The following is a 16578-nucleotide window of genomic DNA, read 5'->3' as shown; positions in this document are numbered from 1 at the left end:
TGACGAGTGGCGACATCGCCAAAGGAACTACCACCGAGCAATCAGGACAAGAATGGGCAATTATCCTGAGGACTGCGGTGCACTGCAGGAGCTGACTTTCGGAAATCTACGCCCATTTCCGATCGAGCGTGGCGTCCAGGACTCCATCACCCGGTCGACGGCGGATTTGGAATTTATCCATCACAATTCAATGACTAATTGTAAGTCGATTTCAAACTGACGTTATAAAGATGTCACTTGCCGAAGGCTTAGTGCCAGCACTTCAAGAAAAATTGCCGGAACAGGTTTGCTCAGCAAATGTTGTCGCAAGGAAGGTTGCTGCGCGTACGACCGAATGGACGTATTTATGGATCTACCAATAAACGCCAATGTTAGAGCCAAATTCAGGGCATTTTAGAAGGTTCTGATATATTTCGGAAGGCAACAGGGACGAGCTTTCAGCTCATGATGATTTCGCACCAACCGTTTGCTGGATTTGAGGAATGGATTCGGTTGCCGATCATGGCGATCGAGGACTTGCAGCACGCGGTTCTCGGGGCACAACTCGACGTTGCGCAGCTCTCCGGCGACGAAATTGGCGGCAGCCTGATGTTCTCGCATGGCGTCGACAAGACATTCAGTACCGCCCGGATCGACGGAAACGTCAGCCTCCTCGGCTCCCTTCCGGAAACCAGGATCACGCTCGGAATCGGACTGCATTGTCCGCCGGGTACCCTCCTTTGGCTCAAGGAGGTCGCTTCGGGATCCACTTCTGTCTGGTTGTCGGGGGAAACGTATGACGCGATTTATCGCTCGGGTTCGACCTATCTCACCGTCAGCCTGACCGAGGAGCGGCTGGAAGAGCTTGCTGCGGATCTCGACCTTGTGCTCGATGCGAAGCAACTCGGTGAGACGAGGATTTCTTCAAGACCGCTGGATCCTGCCGCATTGGCCTTGTTGCGTAAGCTGTATGGGCGGCTCCACTCCGGGGAATGGAGCGAGGCGCTGGCGCCAAGCTATATCGGCGAACTCGCACTCGATGTCATGATCGAGCACTACGCGAGAAAGCCCCGTATCATGGGGGAGAAGCGCCACGACGTTGGATTCGCCCGCATCGTCAATCGCGCCAGAACCTATATCATGGAGCATCTCGACGCGCCGATCTCGATCGCGGAACTGGCGCGAGCATCGTTTACGTCGCGCAGGACACTTTATCGCGCCTTCGAGGACCTGCTTGGGGAAACCCCGCAGACCTATATTCGCAACCTCAGACTCAATCGCATTCGACACGATCTTACGTCGGCTCATTCAGACGGCGCCACGGTGACGGACATTGCTTCCCGCTGGGGAGTTTTCGAGCTGGGCCGGTTGGCCGGCGACTACCGCAAGCTGTTCGGTGAAGTGCCATCTGCCACGTTCAACAGATATGGTACTTTGTGCGCGACTTTAACAAATATGGCACTTTGCGCATAGCATATCGAAATTTGTTAATACATATTAAGAATTGCGCAGGGCACTGTCACAGAAATGTGACCTAACGATTATATAGTTTTCCTGCGATGGGCTTCGCTCTGTACGTCAAGTCAGCAGTGAGTCGATTATGTATCGTATGAATAACCTGAAGAACTTCGACAAGTTCTCGATTGTTCAAGATGGATCTTGGGACCTCTTGAGCGCATTGATCGAGTTGGGAAAAAGGAAGTTTGCGCCGCCCCGGACGACAATCATCAACGCAGGCGATCCTCCCGGTGGCCTGTTCCTGGTGACCGACGGTTGCGCCGACGTTTCCTTTCCCTCAAGCAGCGGGGAAGAGGCGCTTTGCCGGCTCTGCTGGCCAGGTGACTGGTTCGGTCACGTCTCCATCTTCACCCACGTCGAACGGCGAGCCACCGTCAGGTCTCGGACATCGCTGAGTTATATCTATGTTCCGGCGCCGACGGTGTTGAAGTTCCTAGAGGAGGATTCCGGACATTGGCGTACGCTGGCCAGCCTGGTCATTCGTGAGCTGCAATCGGAAATGACCGCGCACAGCGACCTGCTGATCGGCGATTCCAGGTTGCGATGCCTGGCCACACTCGTTCGCCTGTGCGGATGCAACGGTCAGCCGCCCGCGGTGGACTACTCGCGTCAGCTGCCGGTGAGCCAGGAAGAACTGGGCCAGTTGACCAACCTTTGCCGCAACGGAATCGGGACTTTGCTACGCAAGTTCCGCCAAAACGGCATCATCAGCCTTCAGTACCGCGGGATCCATGTTCCGTCGGTTCGGCGGCTGTGGTTCAACTACCAGGAAGCGACAATCTAGGCTTTCAAGGTCCGGCGAGGCAGCGTTCTGCCTTGCCGGACCTCTGGCACTGCCGTTCAACGTTCGAACTGACGACCGTGCTAAGCGGGCAGGGGAATCCTGACAGCTACGGTCGTGCCGCGGGTACCGAAGCGCAACCGGAATTGGCCGCCGAGTTCCTCGACCCTCGCCATCATCGACGAGACCCCCACCCCCGGACGGAACTTGTCTTTCGACGCTGCGCCATTGTCGTGCACGATCAGGTTGAGGCTGCGATCTCTCCGCCGTAGCGAGCAGCCCACCTCGGTTGCCTTGGCATGGCGAAAGATGTTCGAAAGGGCTTCCTGTAAGACACGCACGATCGTCTGATGGACCAGGTCGCCCACGCTACCAACTCGAGTGAGGCGGCTGCAGACCTTCAGGTTGCAGCGTTCCGCAAAGCCGGACAGGAGCTCTTGGACTTCTGTGTCCAGCCCCACCTCGGCATCGAAGGGCGAATTGAGCAGGAAGCAGAGCGATCGCAGGTCGTTCAGGGCGAGCTGGATCTCCTTGGCCACCTCGTCGACGGTGTTGCGAAGGTCGCCATCCATCCTTCTCGACCTGGCTCGTCCGAGCAGGAGGTGGGCGGAGATCAGGTGATGAGACACCACATCATGGACATCGCGGGCAACGCTTTGCCGAGCCCGATCTTCGCTCGCCATCTGCTGAACGAGCGGGAGAGCCGAGCGTCGCTGCGCTATCTGCCAGCTTCGGAATGATTGGGTAATCGTCATCCTTCGACTCCGAGTCGGTATCCGGAATTGAAGGTAGCGGGAATTTGGTAGTCGATTGCCCCAAATCTGTCAGTCAAAGTATAAAGGGCCGCAAATAACCTGTTACAATTTAATGACTAAGCTTCAACTATCCCGTTTCGGACAGCGAATCGGACGAGTTCCGCAGTAGTACGAATCCCTAACTTGTTCATTGCTGCGGCGCGATGCGTTTCGACCGTCTTGATGCTGATGCCGAGGATATGAGCCACCTGCTTGTTGATCTTGCCTTCGGCGACCAGCTGCACGACCTCCCGCTCGCGCGCGGTCAATGCCGATTGCGGCGCCTCTTCATTCTTGAGGAAGCGTTCGAGCAGGGTCTGCGACACCGAAGAGAAATAGGGCCGGTGCAGGAGCAGGGAATCGACGGCTTTGACCAAGTGGTCGGGACTGTCCGACTTGAGTACGTATCCGCCCACTCCATTCCGCAAGGCCTCGATCTGCATGTCTTCGCGATCGTGAAGTGTGTAGAGCAGTATCTCGATGCTGGGGTGCTTGGCCTTCACCGCCCTAGTCACCTCCAGGCCGTTGAGTCCGGGCAGGGAAAGATCGAGGATCATCAGGTCCGGTACGTGTTCCGAAGCGAGCGTTACCGCTGTCTGACCATCGGATGCCTCAGCTACGATCTCGATGTCTTGTCGCGTGATCATTTGCCGAATCCCGCGTCGAACGACGGCGTGATCATCGGCAATGATTAGGCGCTTTATTCGTGACATGACTTCTGTCTGAGTGCCCCCTTGTACGACCAATCATCGGCCTAGTTGACCGTTCCGATTGGCTTAAATCGCTCAATCGCCTTCCACGGTCGAAATTAGTTCACCGAAGGCGGTCGATTTCCGTTCGTCGTACCGTAGTGCGGAGTCCGGTCTCATACGAATTCACCCTCTTTCATTTCTTGGCCGCGATCTATCGGGGTAAGACCCGGGTTGGAGTCGGTAGGCGGTCTCACGAGGCTGGCAATTGTCAGTCCGGACTTTGCCTTCCCTCGGTCGTTCCGACGCTGCCCGGAATTCGAGGCGATACCTGAAGCACAAAAAAGGTCCGGGGGTTTCCCCCCGGACCTTATTTTGCGCCGGATGATACCGCCTAGTTTCCCGAACCCGGACCGTAGGTAATTTCCACCCGACGGTTCTGCAGTTCACGCACCCCGTCTTCGGTCGGAACGCGGTTGTTTTCCTCACCGAAGCCCTGGGACGTAATGGCGCCGTCCGGAATGCCCTTGCCAACCATGTAGGACCGCACCGAGGCGTTACGACGCTCGGAGAGGCCGACGTTGTACTGGGCCGAACCGGACCGGTCGGTGTAGCCGGCCAGCATGATTGGCACTCTCGAGCAGTTTGCGTAGGCAGTGACCGCGCTGTCCAGAACCGTCGCAGCCTCGGGCGTGATGTCCGACTTATCCCAGTCGAAGAACACGACATACGGGCCTCTGTTGCACACCGGCGGCGGAGGCGGAGGCGGCGGGGGAGGCGGCGGCGGCGGCGGCGGCGGCGGCGGCGGTGGCGGTGGCGGAGGCTCCTCGTGTCCGCCGAGATTGATTGCCAGCGTGAGCAGCACGGAATGGGACGTATAGTCGCCCTCCCAGGCGTTCACTCCGGAACCATTCTTGAACTTCACGTTGCTCGCGTCGAAATAGCGATACTTCAGGCCAAGATCCGTATTCGATCCGATCGGGAATCGGAAGCCGGCCAGACCTTGCCATGCGAACACGGAGTCGGAGTCATCCAAAAGCGTCACGTTGCTGGCTGTGTTGAAGACAGAGGAATCCGCAATCAGTTTCTGGCTGACTTCAGCCAGGCCAGCGCCACCGCCGAAGTAGAATTGGAAGCCGTCATCGCCGCCAATATCAATCAGGCCGTTGGCCATCGCGCTCCAGATGTGCGCGTTCCCGTCGGCGATGTCTGCACTGGTGCGAGATCCGACGAAGAGGTCGCCTACCCCAAAGTCCTTGTAGCCGGTCTCAACTTCCAGGCGAAAGCCGCCGAAGTCGTAGCCGGCAAGCAGGCCCAGATCGAAACCCGTATCGTTGTTGATCTCCGCGTCAGGAATGCTTGGGAAAATTAGTGGATTAGCCGAGTATACGAGATTGTCGAATGTCGTATTCTCGGGAAATATCGCCCCAGCGTCAAATTCGATGTAGGCGCTATCGTCTCTTGCCATGGCCGGTGTCGCTAGAAGACCCGTCGCCAAAGCAGTCCCCATCAACAATACCCGCATGAATCATCTCCTTTTTGAACCTCTCGTTGCGGAGCCGAAAAATGCGACTGCGAAACGGAATCACCATACGAAACCAAACGGTCTCGCTAACGCGAGTGCCGAATTTCCGGAGATTCAAGCGGGTTGTGGCAACTACCTCGCGGCGAGATTGTCCAATTTGCGCCTATTGCCGAAATATTGTTTTTGCGCGGAAAGACTTCCCACCCAGTGTCACATGCCTACAACAGCAGGTCCAATTTGGGTGTTACGCCGGAGATTCATCGAAACGCCCCGCGAGCATTTGGCGCTCTCAAAGTGAGAACAAGATGTCGGCCAGCGCCAGCAATCCGAGAAGCAGCATGAGGATCGAAATCGCCATCGAACTGGCGATCCGAATTGGCAGGTAATTGTGCACTAGCCCGAGATCCACGAGATGTCGTTTGCGCTCTCGAAGCAAGGTCATGGCCTTGTAGTGATCGTATATGCCGAGGCTCAGCAAGATCAGCCCCATGGATACCATGGCGAGGCCGAACAAGCGGGCCGTGTGCTGCGGGAATTCGCCTTTCAGGTATTCATTGCTCAGGCTCGTGAAGAACTGGAAAATCGTGAAGCCGAAACCGATCAGGCTCAGCGACGCCTGCATCATGGATAAGAGCGTTCGGTGTGCGGAAAGCGCAGTTCTTTCGAACGACATGGCCGTGCGATTGGCCGACAACTCACTCGACATGTCTCCGCCGAGAAGCGTGGTGTCGCCATTTTCCCCTTCCGTCGTCATTCGGCTCCCTCGATCTTCATCTCGGCGATGCTTTCGATGTCGCGTTCAAGGAAGAAGCCCAGGAAGGTCCGGATCACGGCGATTACCCCGAGTTGGCCGACTTCGTCCCACGTCGGCGAAATGGCAGTGCCGACAAGGTCGGCTGCAAGGGCAAATTCAAGTGCAAGAAGGAGCCACGAGGCGAAACTGGTCCACGCGGTACGGCGCCGGGCGAGCCTGTCTTCCTTCCCGAATGACATTGCCAACCGGCCCATGGCGACCAGGGCCCCAATGGCCACGATGACGACCAGGGAGAATTCCAGCAGGAGTTCTACAGTGCCGGCTATGGCAACAAATGTCTCTTCCATGGTATTCTCCGGTCCGTGCTAGGATCGCATGCAGGACAAATCGTCGCCTGCCTTGTGCGCTGAAAGCAATCGAAGCTGTTTCGCCGCGGTGGTGGGCATTCCGCTTCCCCTAGTAACCGACCGGCGCGGCAAACAGGCCCAGCCGAAGTCCGCTCATAAGCGCCGTGACAGCCAGGGAAGCTTGAAGTACCGACAGAACCCAGCCGATCGCCTGGAGGACCTGTGGCCTGATGAACCCAAGAATCTGCTTGGCGAATATCATGGCGAAAAAGTTCAAGATCATGATGCCGATGAACAGTCCGAACACGCCCTCCAGGAAGGCCACCTGGTTTTCTGCCACCGCAGCAAAAACCAGCAAGGCGACGATTCCGTAGGGAGTAATGATTATCGGAAATGCAATCGGCGAAAGCGCTAGCCCTTTGGGACTTTCGGGCGGTGCTTCGGCAGGCTCCGGATGCTGGGCCGAGCGCAACATCTCCAGCGCCGACAGCAATAGGAGGATTCCGAATGTCACCAAGAGGTCCGGCCGCCCGACCCCCCACTTCTCCCGCATGGAATTGCCGATGTAGACAATGAACAGGCCGACGATCGTGGCGATTATTGTTCCCCTGAAGGCAAGCATGCGCTTTGTCGGGGCATCGAAATTGGCAGTGGTGTGAAGGAACGGCGCAAGGCACTTTATCGGGCCAAGCGTGATGAAGAATATCACGAATGCATAATCGAGCCGATCCATGAAAAACGTCCCCTGCAATGGGCGTGTCACGATAATCGACCAAATGTCCGGTTCTATCGGGATTTACCCCCGGACCTGGGGCCGCGTTCAGGGGTTCCGGATGGACGGATGATTGTTCCGTCGCATCAGGCATTGTGCCGATGGAACAGGCCGTGACAGCCACTAGCATGATCGTCGAAGAGAGGAGCGCGTTTCGGGATGCTGCATCGCTATTTGCTGACTTTCATCGCCGTAATCGGTCTCACCCAGGCGCACGCGGCGACCGCTCCGGATGCCATTCCGTCACCCGAGCCGTCGGCATCTGATATTCTGGATGTCGAAGAGAACCTGGAACCACCGTCCGAAGAGGCCCAGAAAGCGATCGAGGAAACGGTTGCGCTCGAGAGTGACCAACTCGCGGTAATCAGCCTCGATGAATTGTCCGCCGATGTCGTTCCGCTGACCCGCGAGGAACTCGCCAAGCTTGCCGAGCAAGCCCTGACGCTGGCAAAGCAGCGCACCGTAGAGGCGGTGAACGAGCGCAAGACCAATCCGCGGCTGGCAACCGAGCCCTTGCCGGCGGACCAGCTGGAAGCCGCGAACAGCGAATACGACGAAAAGATGATTAGGCTGGTCAGGCTGCGCGGTGCAGCTTTTGACCGCCTCAACATCATCCTGGACGAGTGGGAAGAGAAGGGCGGCGATCCCGATTTGATCAAGGAATATCGGGATTACCAGCACGCCGTCCAGTCCGACACCGTAAGCAACGCGACGATCGGCGGGGCCTGGGCCGGCATCAAGATCTGGGCAACGTCCAAGGACGGCGGACTGCGAGTGCTAAAGGCATTCGGCATCTTCCTCCTGTCTGTCCTGATCCTGCTCTACGTTGCGCGCCTCATTCGCAAGGGGGTGAGCCGCTCGCTGTCGCACACGGAGAAGATTTCCACCTTGCTGCAGACCTTCATATCCCTGGTGGTCTACTGGGTGGTCCTACTCCTCGGTCTCGCCCTGATCATTGCTTCACTGGGCTTCGACGTGACCCCGGTTTTCGCACTGCTCGGTGGGGCCTCGTTCATCCTCGCCTTTGCCCTTCAGGAAACGCTTGGGAATTTTGCCGCCGGTATGATGATCCTTGTCTATCGTCCCTTCGACCAGGGCGAACGCATCGTCGCTGCGGGGGTAGAAGGAGACGTGCACACGCTCAATTTGACCTCGACGATCCTGGTCACGCCGGATCACCAGCTCGTGACGATACCCAACGCCAAGGTCTGGAACGATGTCATCATCAACGCCGTCGATCTCGACAAGCGGCGCGTTGACCTCGCCTTCATCGTCAAGGATCCGCAGGACGTGTTCGAGGCGCTATCCACCCTTCCGCCGTTGCTTCTTTCGCAAGACGAGGTGCTCAAGGATCCCGCGCCGGAAGTTTATCTGGGTGGGTTCGATGGGCGAGGAGCGGAGGTCCAGGTCCGTCCCTGGGTCGTGAGTACCGAATATCGGTCGGCGCGCCGTTCCATCAACTTGGCAGTGCTCAAGCACTTTACGGAAAAGGGCATAGCGCTCTGGGTTCCGCCGATCGAAGAGGTGGAAGGGGTCTGACCCTGCTCACCCTGAAGATCAGAGACTTGTGGCTACTAAACGCTTGAAAGGAACCACGCATGGACATGACAAAGCGATTCCTCGCGGAGTTCGTCGGCACGTTCTGGTTGGTGTTCGGCGGTTGCGGTAGTGCCGTTCTGGCTGCATCGTTCCCCGATGTCGGTATTGGCCTGCTGGGCGTGGCCTTGGCATTCGGCCTCACGGTGCTGACCATGGCTTATGCCCTCGGGCATGTTTCCGGAGGGCATTTCAACCCCGCTGTGACCATCGGTCTAAGCGTGGGTGGGCGTTTCCCATCCAAGGACATCCCCGGTTATGTGGCCGCGCAAGTGCTTGGAGCGATAATTGCTGCCGGTTTGCTCTATCTCATTGCCTCTGGACAGTCCGAGTACTCGCTGGCCACGAACGGAATGGCGGCGAACGGATACGGATCGGCCTCTCCCGGTGGTTACAACCTGATGTCGGGCCTCTTGATCGAAGTGGTCCTCACCGCGGGCTTTCTCTTGGTCATTCTTGGTGCAACCGATGCTCGCGCGCCGACCGGTTTTGGTCCGCTCGCCATCGGACTGGCGCTGACGCTTATCCACCTAATCAGCATCCCGGTGACCAACACGTCCGTTAACCCGGCACGAAGCACCGGTCCTGCCCTGATCGTCGGCGGGATTGCCTTGCAGCAGCTCTGGCTGTTCTGGCTCGCGCCGATCGTCGGCGCCGCGATTGCCGGCCTGGCCTATCGCTTCATCGCCGGAGATATGGGCAAGGCGAACTGAAGCCCGGTCACGACTAAACCGGCAACCGCTTGATGACAGTTGCCGGCTTTGAAGTTCCTGCTGGTGGCAGCCTCCTTATCTGGCGGCCTCGACGAAACGGCTCACCAAGCCTGAGGTCGCCGCCTCGATCAGCTCTTCGCTCGCTCCGTTCGAGCCGATATCGGCCTTGGCGATCCCGTGCCAGACCGGATGGTCAGTCTGTCCATCGAACACGTCGAACGCCAGCGAGCCTTCGGTGACTGCGCGCACGTCGACGTCGCGATAGTTGTAGGCCCAGCCGTAGCGATAGGCGCGACCATAGGCCGGATAGTAGGGGGCAACCGGTCCCCAATCGGTGACGTCGACCCGGTCGCGTGCGCCGAGAGTGAAAGCGACGATCATGTCGGCATCGCTCTCGGCGACCTGAGTGTACCCGGCCTGACGCAGATTGGCATCGAGCGACTCCCGTACCCGTTGAAAGGTGAACGGGCTGGCCAGCCCGGAAGGCGCACCGTTGAAGGCCCAGGCATAGGTCCGATACGATCCCAGCGGAGCATCGGGGGCGGCTTCCGAGTTGAACGACGGCTTTGGCGTCGTCGCGCAGCCCGGCAAGGCCGCTGCCAGTGCAAGAGCGATCGCTGCGTTCGCCGCGAACCGCAGGTTCATCATCGCGGCGCCTCGACCACGACGTACTGCATGTTGGTGCCAGCCATGGTCGGCTGGTACCAGACACCGTTGCAATAGAGGTATGTCTGCCCATAGTGCACCGACTGCTGGCAGTCGTCCGGCTCATCTTCAAAGATTTCGCCAATGACCGCAGCGGTCAGGCCAACACCGGCAGTGACGGCAACTGCCGTGCCCAGGGTGTCGAAAAAGTCGTCGTCGTGATCATCCCAGTGACCATGATGATAGTCGTTGTAATAGCTGCCATGATAGTTTCGATCGACGCCGTGGTTCACCACCACCGTGTTGCCCGCGACGACCTTGTTGTTGCCGGGTCGATTATTGGGCCTGTTGTTGTTCGGCCTGTTGTTGGGCCGGTTCCCGGCATTGTTGGGTCGATTGTTGGTCTGGTACACATTTCGGCGTGGGGGGTTCTGCGGCTTCTTGGCGCCAGCGCGATTGACGCTCTGTTTTGCCTGACCGCGATTACTTGCCGCGAATGTTTCGGTCGGCATCGCGAGTGACGTGCTGACCAGGCCGGCCAGCAGGATCGTGAGGAATTTGCGCTTCATCTGGCCTCTCCTAGTTAGCCGACGCAAGCTGGTCCGGGCGGAGCGGAACCAGTTTGTAGTCAGAGCTGGGGGTGAAGGTGAACGGATCGCCGCTCTCGTTCGGCGCCAGGTTCCAGGTCAGCGAGGCAGAGTAAGTTGGCTGGGCGGGGTCGTCGGTGTTGGTAATTACCATGCGGTACGGCAGCTTATCATCGCGTCCGATCCAGATCTGCCAGTCCACTCCAGCAGTGCGGTAGAAGTACTGGTCGGTTGCGTAGTCACCGATTTGCGCGAAGCCGACCAGGAAGGCTTCCGTAAGCACCGGCTTGGGAACGCCGTCGATTCCCCAGAGGAACAAGTCTTCTAGCGGAACATCGATACCGAACTGATCGTTCGCCTTGACCAGGAGGTCGTGGATCGAGCCCGTCATCGGGACAGTCGCGTAATAAGCGGTGGTCGGGGCGGTTACGGTCAGGTTCGATCCGTTGTAGTAGATTCGCCGATACTTCCGGTCGCTGCGAACGCTGACGTAGAGCTTGTCCGGGCGATCGACCACGTAGCGTACTTGGTTCAGAAACTGCAGCTTCTCACCGTTGGTGAATACTTCTTCGGTCGTCGCATTCACGTTGACTTCGAACTGGTCGAGCGTCCGGAGCCTGGCACTCAGTTCGTCAAGCGCCGTTACGGCCTCGACCCTGGCGGGATCGTCCTGAGCCTGAGGCTGACTTGACTGTCCCATCGCTGGGGCGGCGCTGGCCATCAGCAGCGCAGCGATAAGGGTCCTTTTCATAGCCGTTCCTCCGGGAGCGATTCCTGATGAGGTGAGGCTAGGCGAGCACTGATGAGGCCAATGCCCAAAAGACAGCAATCAACCAAATAGGGCGGGAATGCGGGGGAACTATGGTATCGAGTTCTGCTGGTGGGGGGAGGCCATGTGCCGGGGTTCGGTATAAGCCGAAGGAATATTGCACGTTTCGCTTTCAAGGCCGGAATTCGCCCTGGCTCGTCACCATGGCTACAGGGTTTGAAGCGATCCCCGACCGCCTGCCCGCAGGGCTCTGCCCCATAACGGTCAATCCGCCGGAGGGTTCTTGGATACTCGTCATCCCGGACAACAGTGGGGACGACATAGATGGTATCGCCTTCCTTCTCGAAATTGCGCAAGAGGAGCGGAACCTTCAGGCAATTCGCCAGTCGAAACATTCTTTGGGTCGGAGCATTGGCCGGCTTGGTGCTGGCCAACCCGGTGCGTGCACAGGCAGTCGACGACGACGTCTGGATCCGGGCCGAGGCCTATTTCCCGAATGTTGATACAGAAGTCAGCATCGCCCGACCGGGCCAGGAAAACTTCACCACTCTCATCGACCTTGAATCCGACCTCGACCTTTCCGATCGCGATGTCCTGCCTGCCCTGACGATCGGCAAGAAGATCAGCCAACACTGGCGGGCCCAATTCGAGTTCTACAGACTCAATCGCAGCGGTACAAAGACCCTTGATCGGCAGATCGTCTTCGATGGCGTGACGTATCCGGTCGCTGCCTCGCTCGAAAGCGCATTTAAGAGTGACGTCTACCATCTCTCCGTTGGATATGGCCTCATCAAGGAGCCGAACTTCGAGGCCGGGGTAGCACTGGGCGTCCACGCCACGAAATTCGAGATTTCACTGGAAGGCATGGGACAGGTTGGTACCGCAGCGGCAACGACGGAACTTCGCACGCGCGATATGCTGGCACCGCTTCCCACCGTGGGCGCCTATCTCCTGTTCAGGCCAGCCCCCCGGTTCGGGATCGGGGGAAAGGCCGACTACCTGTCGCTCAAGATCGGCGACTACAAGGGATTGCTGGTCAATCTCCAGGCCGATGCGACCTATGCGATAACCGAACATATCCGGATCGGTGGCATGTACCGTTACGTCAAATACCGCGTTGATATCGAGAAGCCGGCCTATACTGGCCGGATTGCCTACAAATTTCACGGTCCCGCCGCGTTCCTGGAGCTGGCATGGTGAGCGGGGGAGACGGCAACTACTTGATTTCCAACCACCTGGTAGACATGTTCGAGCAGGGCTCCATGTCCGAGATATCGGTTACGGTTTTTGTCGGCATGCTCCTGGCGGCCGTGCTCGGCTATGCGGTCCGGCACGTGCCTGCCCTTATCCGGCATGGCCCCGACCAGCAGGAAGACTCGCAGGAAGGCTATGTCGTCTCGGCAGTGCTGGGCTTGTTGGCCCTGCTTCTCGGTTTTACCTTTTCGCTGGCGCTGGACCGGTTCGAGGAGCGTCGCCAAATGGTGCTGGAGGAGTCCAACGCCATCGGCACCGCCTACCTCCGTGCGCAACTGGTGCCCGAGCCCTCGCGCGCCGAGCTCAGCCAGACCCTGATCGACTATACGAACAACCGGCTGGAGCTTTCTCGCCTTGAGGGAGGAGAGGCCGGCCTACCGGAGCATATGGAGCGCAACGATGCCTTGCTGACAGAACTTTGGGCCAGAACGGTCCGAATGACCGACAGCGTCGGATCCAACCCGATAACGGCCCTGGTCGCCTCGTCGATCAATTCGGTCATCGACATGGATGCGGCAAGAAAGAACGCGCGCATGGCCAAAGTGCCATCCGCGGTCTATTCGGTTCTGCTGGTCTACCTGCTCATGTCGGCGGGTATCCTCGGCTACACCCTGATCAACGTGTGGGTCCGAATTGCCGCCGTGGTGCTCTTTGTCCTCTTCACCATGTCGCTGATCCTAATCGTCGATATCGACCGGCCGCTTGTGGGCCATCTGCGAGAGCAGCAGAAGCCGATGGAGGACCTGCAAGCGTTCATGCAGACGGCCCCGCCGGCCAGGTTCCACTCACCAGCAGTGACGAACTAGAGGCGAGGGTCGTTCACGGGGACGTCGGCAGGGCTGCCCACCCACGTCGACTCACCACTCGCGGACAACGCAGCGGAAGCCGATGTGCGACGTCGAGCTGTCGATCGGCTGCGCATGCCGGGCGGCCGGGCGATAGCGCCTGCAATAGCTGGGAGCACAAAGGTGCGAACCGCCCTTAAGGACCTTCTGCGGAATCCTGATCTCCGGCGTCCGCAGATCGAAGCTGTCTTCCATCTTCGCGCCGCGCGGGTTCTTGGGGACGCAGCACTTCTTCTGCGGTTCGCTCTCGTGCGTGCCATACCAGTCCTCGGTCCATTCCCAGGCGTTGCCGATCATGTCGAGCAGCCCGAAGCCGTTGGCCGGGTAAGTGCCGACGGGTGAAGTGCGGGTATAGCCGTCCTCCTCGGTGTTCTCGTAGGGAAAATGCCCCTGCCAGATGTTGGCCTGGTGGCCGCTCTCGGGAACGAGCTCCGTGCCCCAGGCGAATTCCAGGCCTTCAAGTCCGCCGCGCGCGGCATACTCCCATTCCGCCTCGGTCGGCAGGGCCTTGCCAGCCCACGCGGCATAGGCGGCGGCGTCCTGGAAGGCGACGTGTACCACCGGATGATCGTCCATGCCTTCGATAGAGCTGTCGGGCCCGGTCGGGTGGCGCCAGTCGGCCCCGAAGACCCAGGACCACCAGTTGTAGGCATTATCGAGCGGCACCGGACCCGGGGTGGGCGTGAACACGAGCGAGGCTGGCTTGAGCATCTCGGGTTGGGCGCCCGGATAATCCTCAGCCTTGGGCGCGACTTCGGCGAGGGTCACATGGCCGGTCGCTTTGACGAAATCCGCGAACTGACGATTGGTGACCATTTGGCGGTCGATCCGGAACGGATCCACCTCGACCGTGCGAACGGGCCGCTCTTCCTTGTAATGGTCGTCCGAACCCATCGAAAAACGGCCGCCCGGCAATTCGATCATTCCGTCGATCGTCGGCAGCGAGGCCAACTCCATGACATTCGATGAATTCGGCATACGATACTCTTTCCCCGGAGAAGCTGATTGCTGGCCGAAACGATGGGCATTTTGTGCAGGACGGCCCATCGGGAAAACACCTGAGGCGTCATGGGTCGGATTCGGATGATGAGTGAGAGGGGGCGTCGTGCCTGCAGTGCAAAATTGGGCACCGACGCTGGAGGGAGCGAGGGAGGGTGCCTACGTCGGTGCCCAACTTCATTGCACAGTTTCAATTGGCTCGGTCGGACGGGGGACTGTAACCGCCCGAGCCATGGGTATCTTCAGATTACTGTGGAAAAGTGGCAATCGGGTGGAATCCCGATGAATTAGCCAGTTGGAGGTCACTTTGGGTTGGTGATTCCTTCGCCTGGGTCGTCCTCGCCGCCGCCGTGAAATGGCTTCGAGTCTCGCTCTATCCACAGGCCAACGGTCAATTGCATCGTTTCGGGCAATTCGCCGTTGGTAGCTTCACGCCGTGTGAACGATTCGATGAATCGGGGCAGCCAATCGCCGCCCCAATTCCCGCGCTGGCCAGCGGCTACTCGTGACCCTTCTTGATGAACTGTTCGACGACATTCGACATGTCGAAGCTCTTGCCACCCTGCACCGGCGGATATTCCGCGAGGGTCATGAGGTGTTCGTTCATCAGTTCACCCATCGGACCGGTCAGCCAGGATACCTTCTGGATAAGGTGACCGTAGGAATCCTTGCTGTCGTAGCTTTCGAACGGGTCGAGCCGAATGTTGAAGATCAACGGCTTACTGTGGCCCTGAATGGTTCCGTAGTAGTCCTCGTTCGTGGCGAAGTGGAATTTCCACGGGCCCATGCGGATCGCGGCGAGCTTCGATTCGTTGTAGTGGAAGATGTGATCGCGGGCGGATTCCTCCGACTTGCCGGTCCAGTAATCGACGTTGTCGACGCCATCGATGTACTGCTTCTTCTCCTTCATCACCTTCTCGTTCACGTCCTTCACGCCTGCCGCGACGGCGAGCGAGGTGAACATGTCCTGGTGGCACTGGATGCCGTTCTTGACCTGACCCGCCTTGATCTGCCCGGGCCATTTCAGCATCGAGATCACGCGGACCCCGCCTTCGTAGGTGGTCATCTTCTCGCCGCGGAAGGGCGTGGTCGCGCCATGCGGCCAGCTTGAGTGCTCCGGCCCGTTGTCGGTGGAATACCAGACGATGGTATCCTCATCGAGGCCGTTCTCCTTCAGCCAGTCGAGCACGATACCGACGTCGTGGTCGTGCTGCATCATGCCGCTGCCGTGGAGGTCGGCCTCGGTCGTGTACTTCTCTGCGGCGTAGCGCCACTTGTCGTCGAGCCGGGTGTAGAGGTGCATGCGGCTGGTGTTGAGCCAGACGAAGAACGGCTCGTCAGCATCCTTGGCATTCTTCATGAAATCGAGCGCCGGCGGGATGAATTCGTCGGCGTCGACGTTCTTCATCCGCTCCTGGTGGAGCGGGCCGGTATCCTCGATCTTCTGCTTGCCGACCTTGCCGAAACGCGGATCGACCGTTTCGTCGTCCTTGTCGGTCGCCCAGCAGTGCAGGACGCCGCGCGCGCCGAACTTCTTCTCGTACTCCTCCTTGCTGCCCGAATAGGCCTTGGCGAAGTTCTCGTAGTCCCGCTGCTCGTCCTCTTCCGACACGTTGAGGTGGTAAAGGTTGCCGAAGAACTCATCGAACCCGTGGTTGGTCGGCAGGTGTTCGTTGCGGTCGCCGAGATGGCTCTTGCCGAAGTGGCCCGTGCGGTAGCCGGCGGCCTTCAGAACTTCTGCAAGGCACGGCGAAGCGGGCTGGAGGCCCAGAGGCTCGCCCGGTTGACCCACCGTCGTCATGCCCGAACGGATCGGATACTGACCGGTGATAAAGGCTGCGCGCCCGGCGGTGCAGGACGGCTGGGCGTAGTGATCGGTAAACTTGATCCCGTCGTTGCCGATGCTGTCGATGTTGGGCGTGGTGTAACCCATCGTGCCGAGACCGTATGCGCTGACGTTCTGCCAGCCGATATCATCGCCCCAGATGACCAGGATATTTGGCTTCTTTGC

17 protein-coding genes are annotated in these 16578 nt (G+C 59.0%); 6 read left to right on the top strand and 11 right to left on the bottom strand.

Features of this window, described 5'->3' with window-relative positions:
• Positions 1–444: 444 nt before the first annotated feature.
• Together GRI89_RS03365 and GRI89_RS03360 are read left to right on the top strand one after the other, a co-directional pair.
• A complete protein-coding gene (locus GRI89_RS03365; RefSeq protein ID WP_159792202.1) occupies positions 445–1452 on the top strand; it encodes a helix-turn-helix domain-containing protein in 1008 nt (335 codons plus the stop codon).
• A 136-nt stretch (positions 1453–1588) separates the two neighbouring features.
• Entirely contained in the window at positions 1589–2281 is a 693-nt protein-coding gene (locus tag GRI89_RS03360) for a Crp/Fnr family transcriptional regulator (RefSeq protein ID WP_159792200.1), read from the top strand.
• An 80-nt stretch (positions 2282–2361) separates the two neighbouring features.
• Here GRI89_RS03360 and GRI89_RS03355 read toward each other — a convergent pair whose 3' ends face one another.
• From GRI89_RS03355 to GRI89_RS03330, 6 genes are all read right to left on the bottom strand, one after another.
• A complete protein-coding gene (locus tag GRI89_RS03355; protein WP_159792198.1) occupies positions 2362–3033 on the bottom strand; it encodes a sensor histidine kinase in 672 nt (223 codons plus the stop codon).
• A gap of 116 nt (positions 3034–3149) precedes the next feature.
• Positions 3150–3785 (bottom strand): response regulator, encoded by a 636-nt coding sequence (locus GRI89_RS03350; RefSeq protein ID WP_159792302.1) that lies wholly within the window; start codon positions 3783–3785, stop codon positions 3150–3152.
• A 370-nt stretch (positions 3786–4155) separates the two neighbouring features.
• Positions 4156–5286, bottom strand: coding sequence for an OmpA family protein (locus tag GRI89_RS03345; protein ID WP_159792196.1), 1131 nt, complete (start codon positions 5284–5286; stop codon positions 4156–4158).
• Between the two features lie 289 nt (positions 5287–5575).
• On the bottom strand, positions 5576–6040 hold the full coding sequence (locus GRI89_RS03340) for a DUF202 domain-containing protein (protein WP_159792194.1): 465 nt from the start codon (positions 6038–6040) through the stop codon (positions 5576–5578).
• Positions 6037–6387, bottom strand: a complete 351-nt coding sequence (locus GRI89_RS03335) for a DUF1622 domain-containing protein (RefSeq protein WP_159792192.1) — start codon at positions 6385–6387, stop codon at positions 6037–6039. Before GRI89_RS03335 ends, GRI89_RS03340 begins: the two co-directional genes overlap by 4 nt.
• A 109-nt stretch (positions 6388–6496) precedes the next feature.
• On the bottom strand, positions 6497–7120 hold the full coding sequence (locus GRI89_RS03330) for a MarC family protein (protein WP_159792190.1): 624 nt from the start codon (positions 7118–7120) through the stop codon (positions 6497–6499).
• Between the two features lie 198 nt (positions 7121–7318).
• On the opposite strand from GRI89_RS03330, the gene GRI89_RS03325 reads away from it, so the two are divergent.
• Both GRI89_RS03325 and aqpZ read left to right on the top strand, forming a co-directional pair.
• Positions 7319–8698 (top strand): mechanosensitive ion channel family protein, encoded by a 1380-nt coding sequence (locus GRI89_RS03325; RefSeq protein ID WP_159792188.1) that lies wholly within the window; start codon positions 7319–7321, stop codon positions 8696–8698.
• Positions 8699–8763: 65 nt separating this feature from the next.
• Positions 8764–9468, top strand: a complete 705-nt coding sequence (gene aqpZ / locus GRI89_RS03320; protein ID WP_407924961.1) for an aquaporin Z — start codon at positions 8764–8766, stop codon at positions 9466–9468.
• Between the two features lie 75 nt (positions 9469–9543).
• On the opposite strand, the gene GRI89_RS03315 is transcribed toward aqpZ, so the two are convergent.
• From GRI89_RS03315 to GRI89_RS03305, 3 genes are read right to left on the bottom strand one after another with little or no spacing between them, the layout of a single operon-like run.
• The gene (locus GRI89_RS03315; RefSeq protein ID WP_159792184.1) at positions 9544–10113 is read right to left on the bottom strand and encodes a DUF4136 domain-containing protein; all 570 of its coding nucleotides are present in this window, start codon (positions 10111–10113) and stop codon (positions 9544–9546) included.
• Positions 10113–10682: a hypothetical protein gene (locus GRI89_RS03310; protein WP_159792182.1), complete on the bottom strand. Its 570-nt coding sequence runs from the start codon at positions 10680–10682 to the stop codon at positions 10113–10115. The genes GRI89_RS03315 and GRI89_RS03310 overlap by 1 nt, the downstream gene beginning before the upstream one ends.
• A gap of 10 nt (positions 10683–10692) precedes the next feature.
• Positions 10693–11451 carry a DUF2092 domain-containing protein gene (locus GRI89_RS03305; protein WP_159792180.1) on the bottom strand — a complete coding sequence of 253 codons (759 nt, stop codon included), beginning with the start codon at positions 11449–11451 and terminating at the stop codon, positions 10693–10695.
• A 429-nt stretch (positions 11452–11880) separates the two neighbouring features.
• On the opposite strand from GRI89_RS03305, the gene GRI89_RS03300 reads away from it, so the two are divergent.
• Both GRI89_RS03300 and GRI89_RS03295 read left to right on the top strand, forming a co-directional pair.
• On the top strand, positions 11881–12669 hold the full coding sequence (locus GRI89_RS03300; protein WP_159792178.1) for a hypothetical protein: 789 nt from the start codon (positions 11881–11883) through the stop codon (positions 12667–12669).
• A 44-nt stretch (positions 12670–12713) separates the two neighbouring features.
• Positions 12714–13529, top strand: coding sequence for a bestrophin-like domain (locus GRI89_RS03295; protein WP_235912761.1), 816 nt, complete (start codon positions 12714–12716; stop codon positions 13527–13529).
• A gap of 51 nt (positions 13530–13580) precedes the next feature.
• On the opposite strand, the gene GRI89_RS03290 is transcribed toward GRI89_RS03295, so the two are convergent.
• The gene (locus GRI89_RS03290; RefSeq protein ID WP_235912760.1) at positions 13581–14546 is read right to left on the bottom strand and encodes a formylglycine-generating enzyme family protein; all 966 of its coding nucleotides are present in this window, start codon (positions 14544–14546) and stop codon (positions 13581–13583) included.
• A gap of 520 nt (positions 14547–15066) precedes the next feature.
• Positions 15067–16578: arylsulfatase (locus tag GRI89_RS03285; RefSeq protein WP_159792174.1), on the bottom strand; the 1512-nt coding region annotated here is incomplete at its 5' end.

Source organism: Croceibacterium salegens, from assembly GCF_009827435.1.
Taxonomy (GTDB): Bacteria; Pseudomonadota; Alphaproteobacteria; order Sphingomonadales; family Sphingomonadaceae; genus Croceibacterium_B; species Croceibacterium_B salegens.
This window is presented reverse-complemented; position numbering and strand designations above follow the sequence as displayed.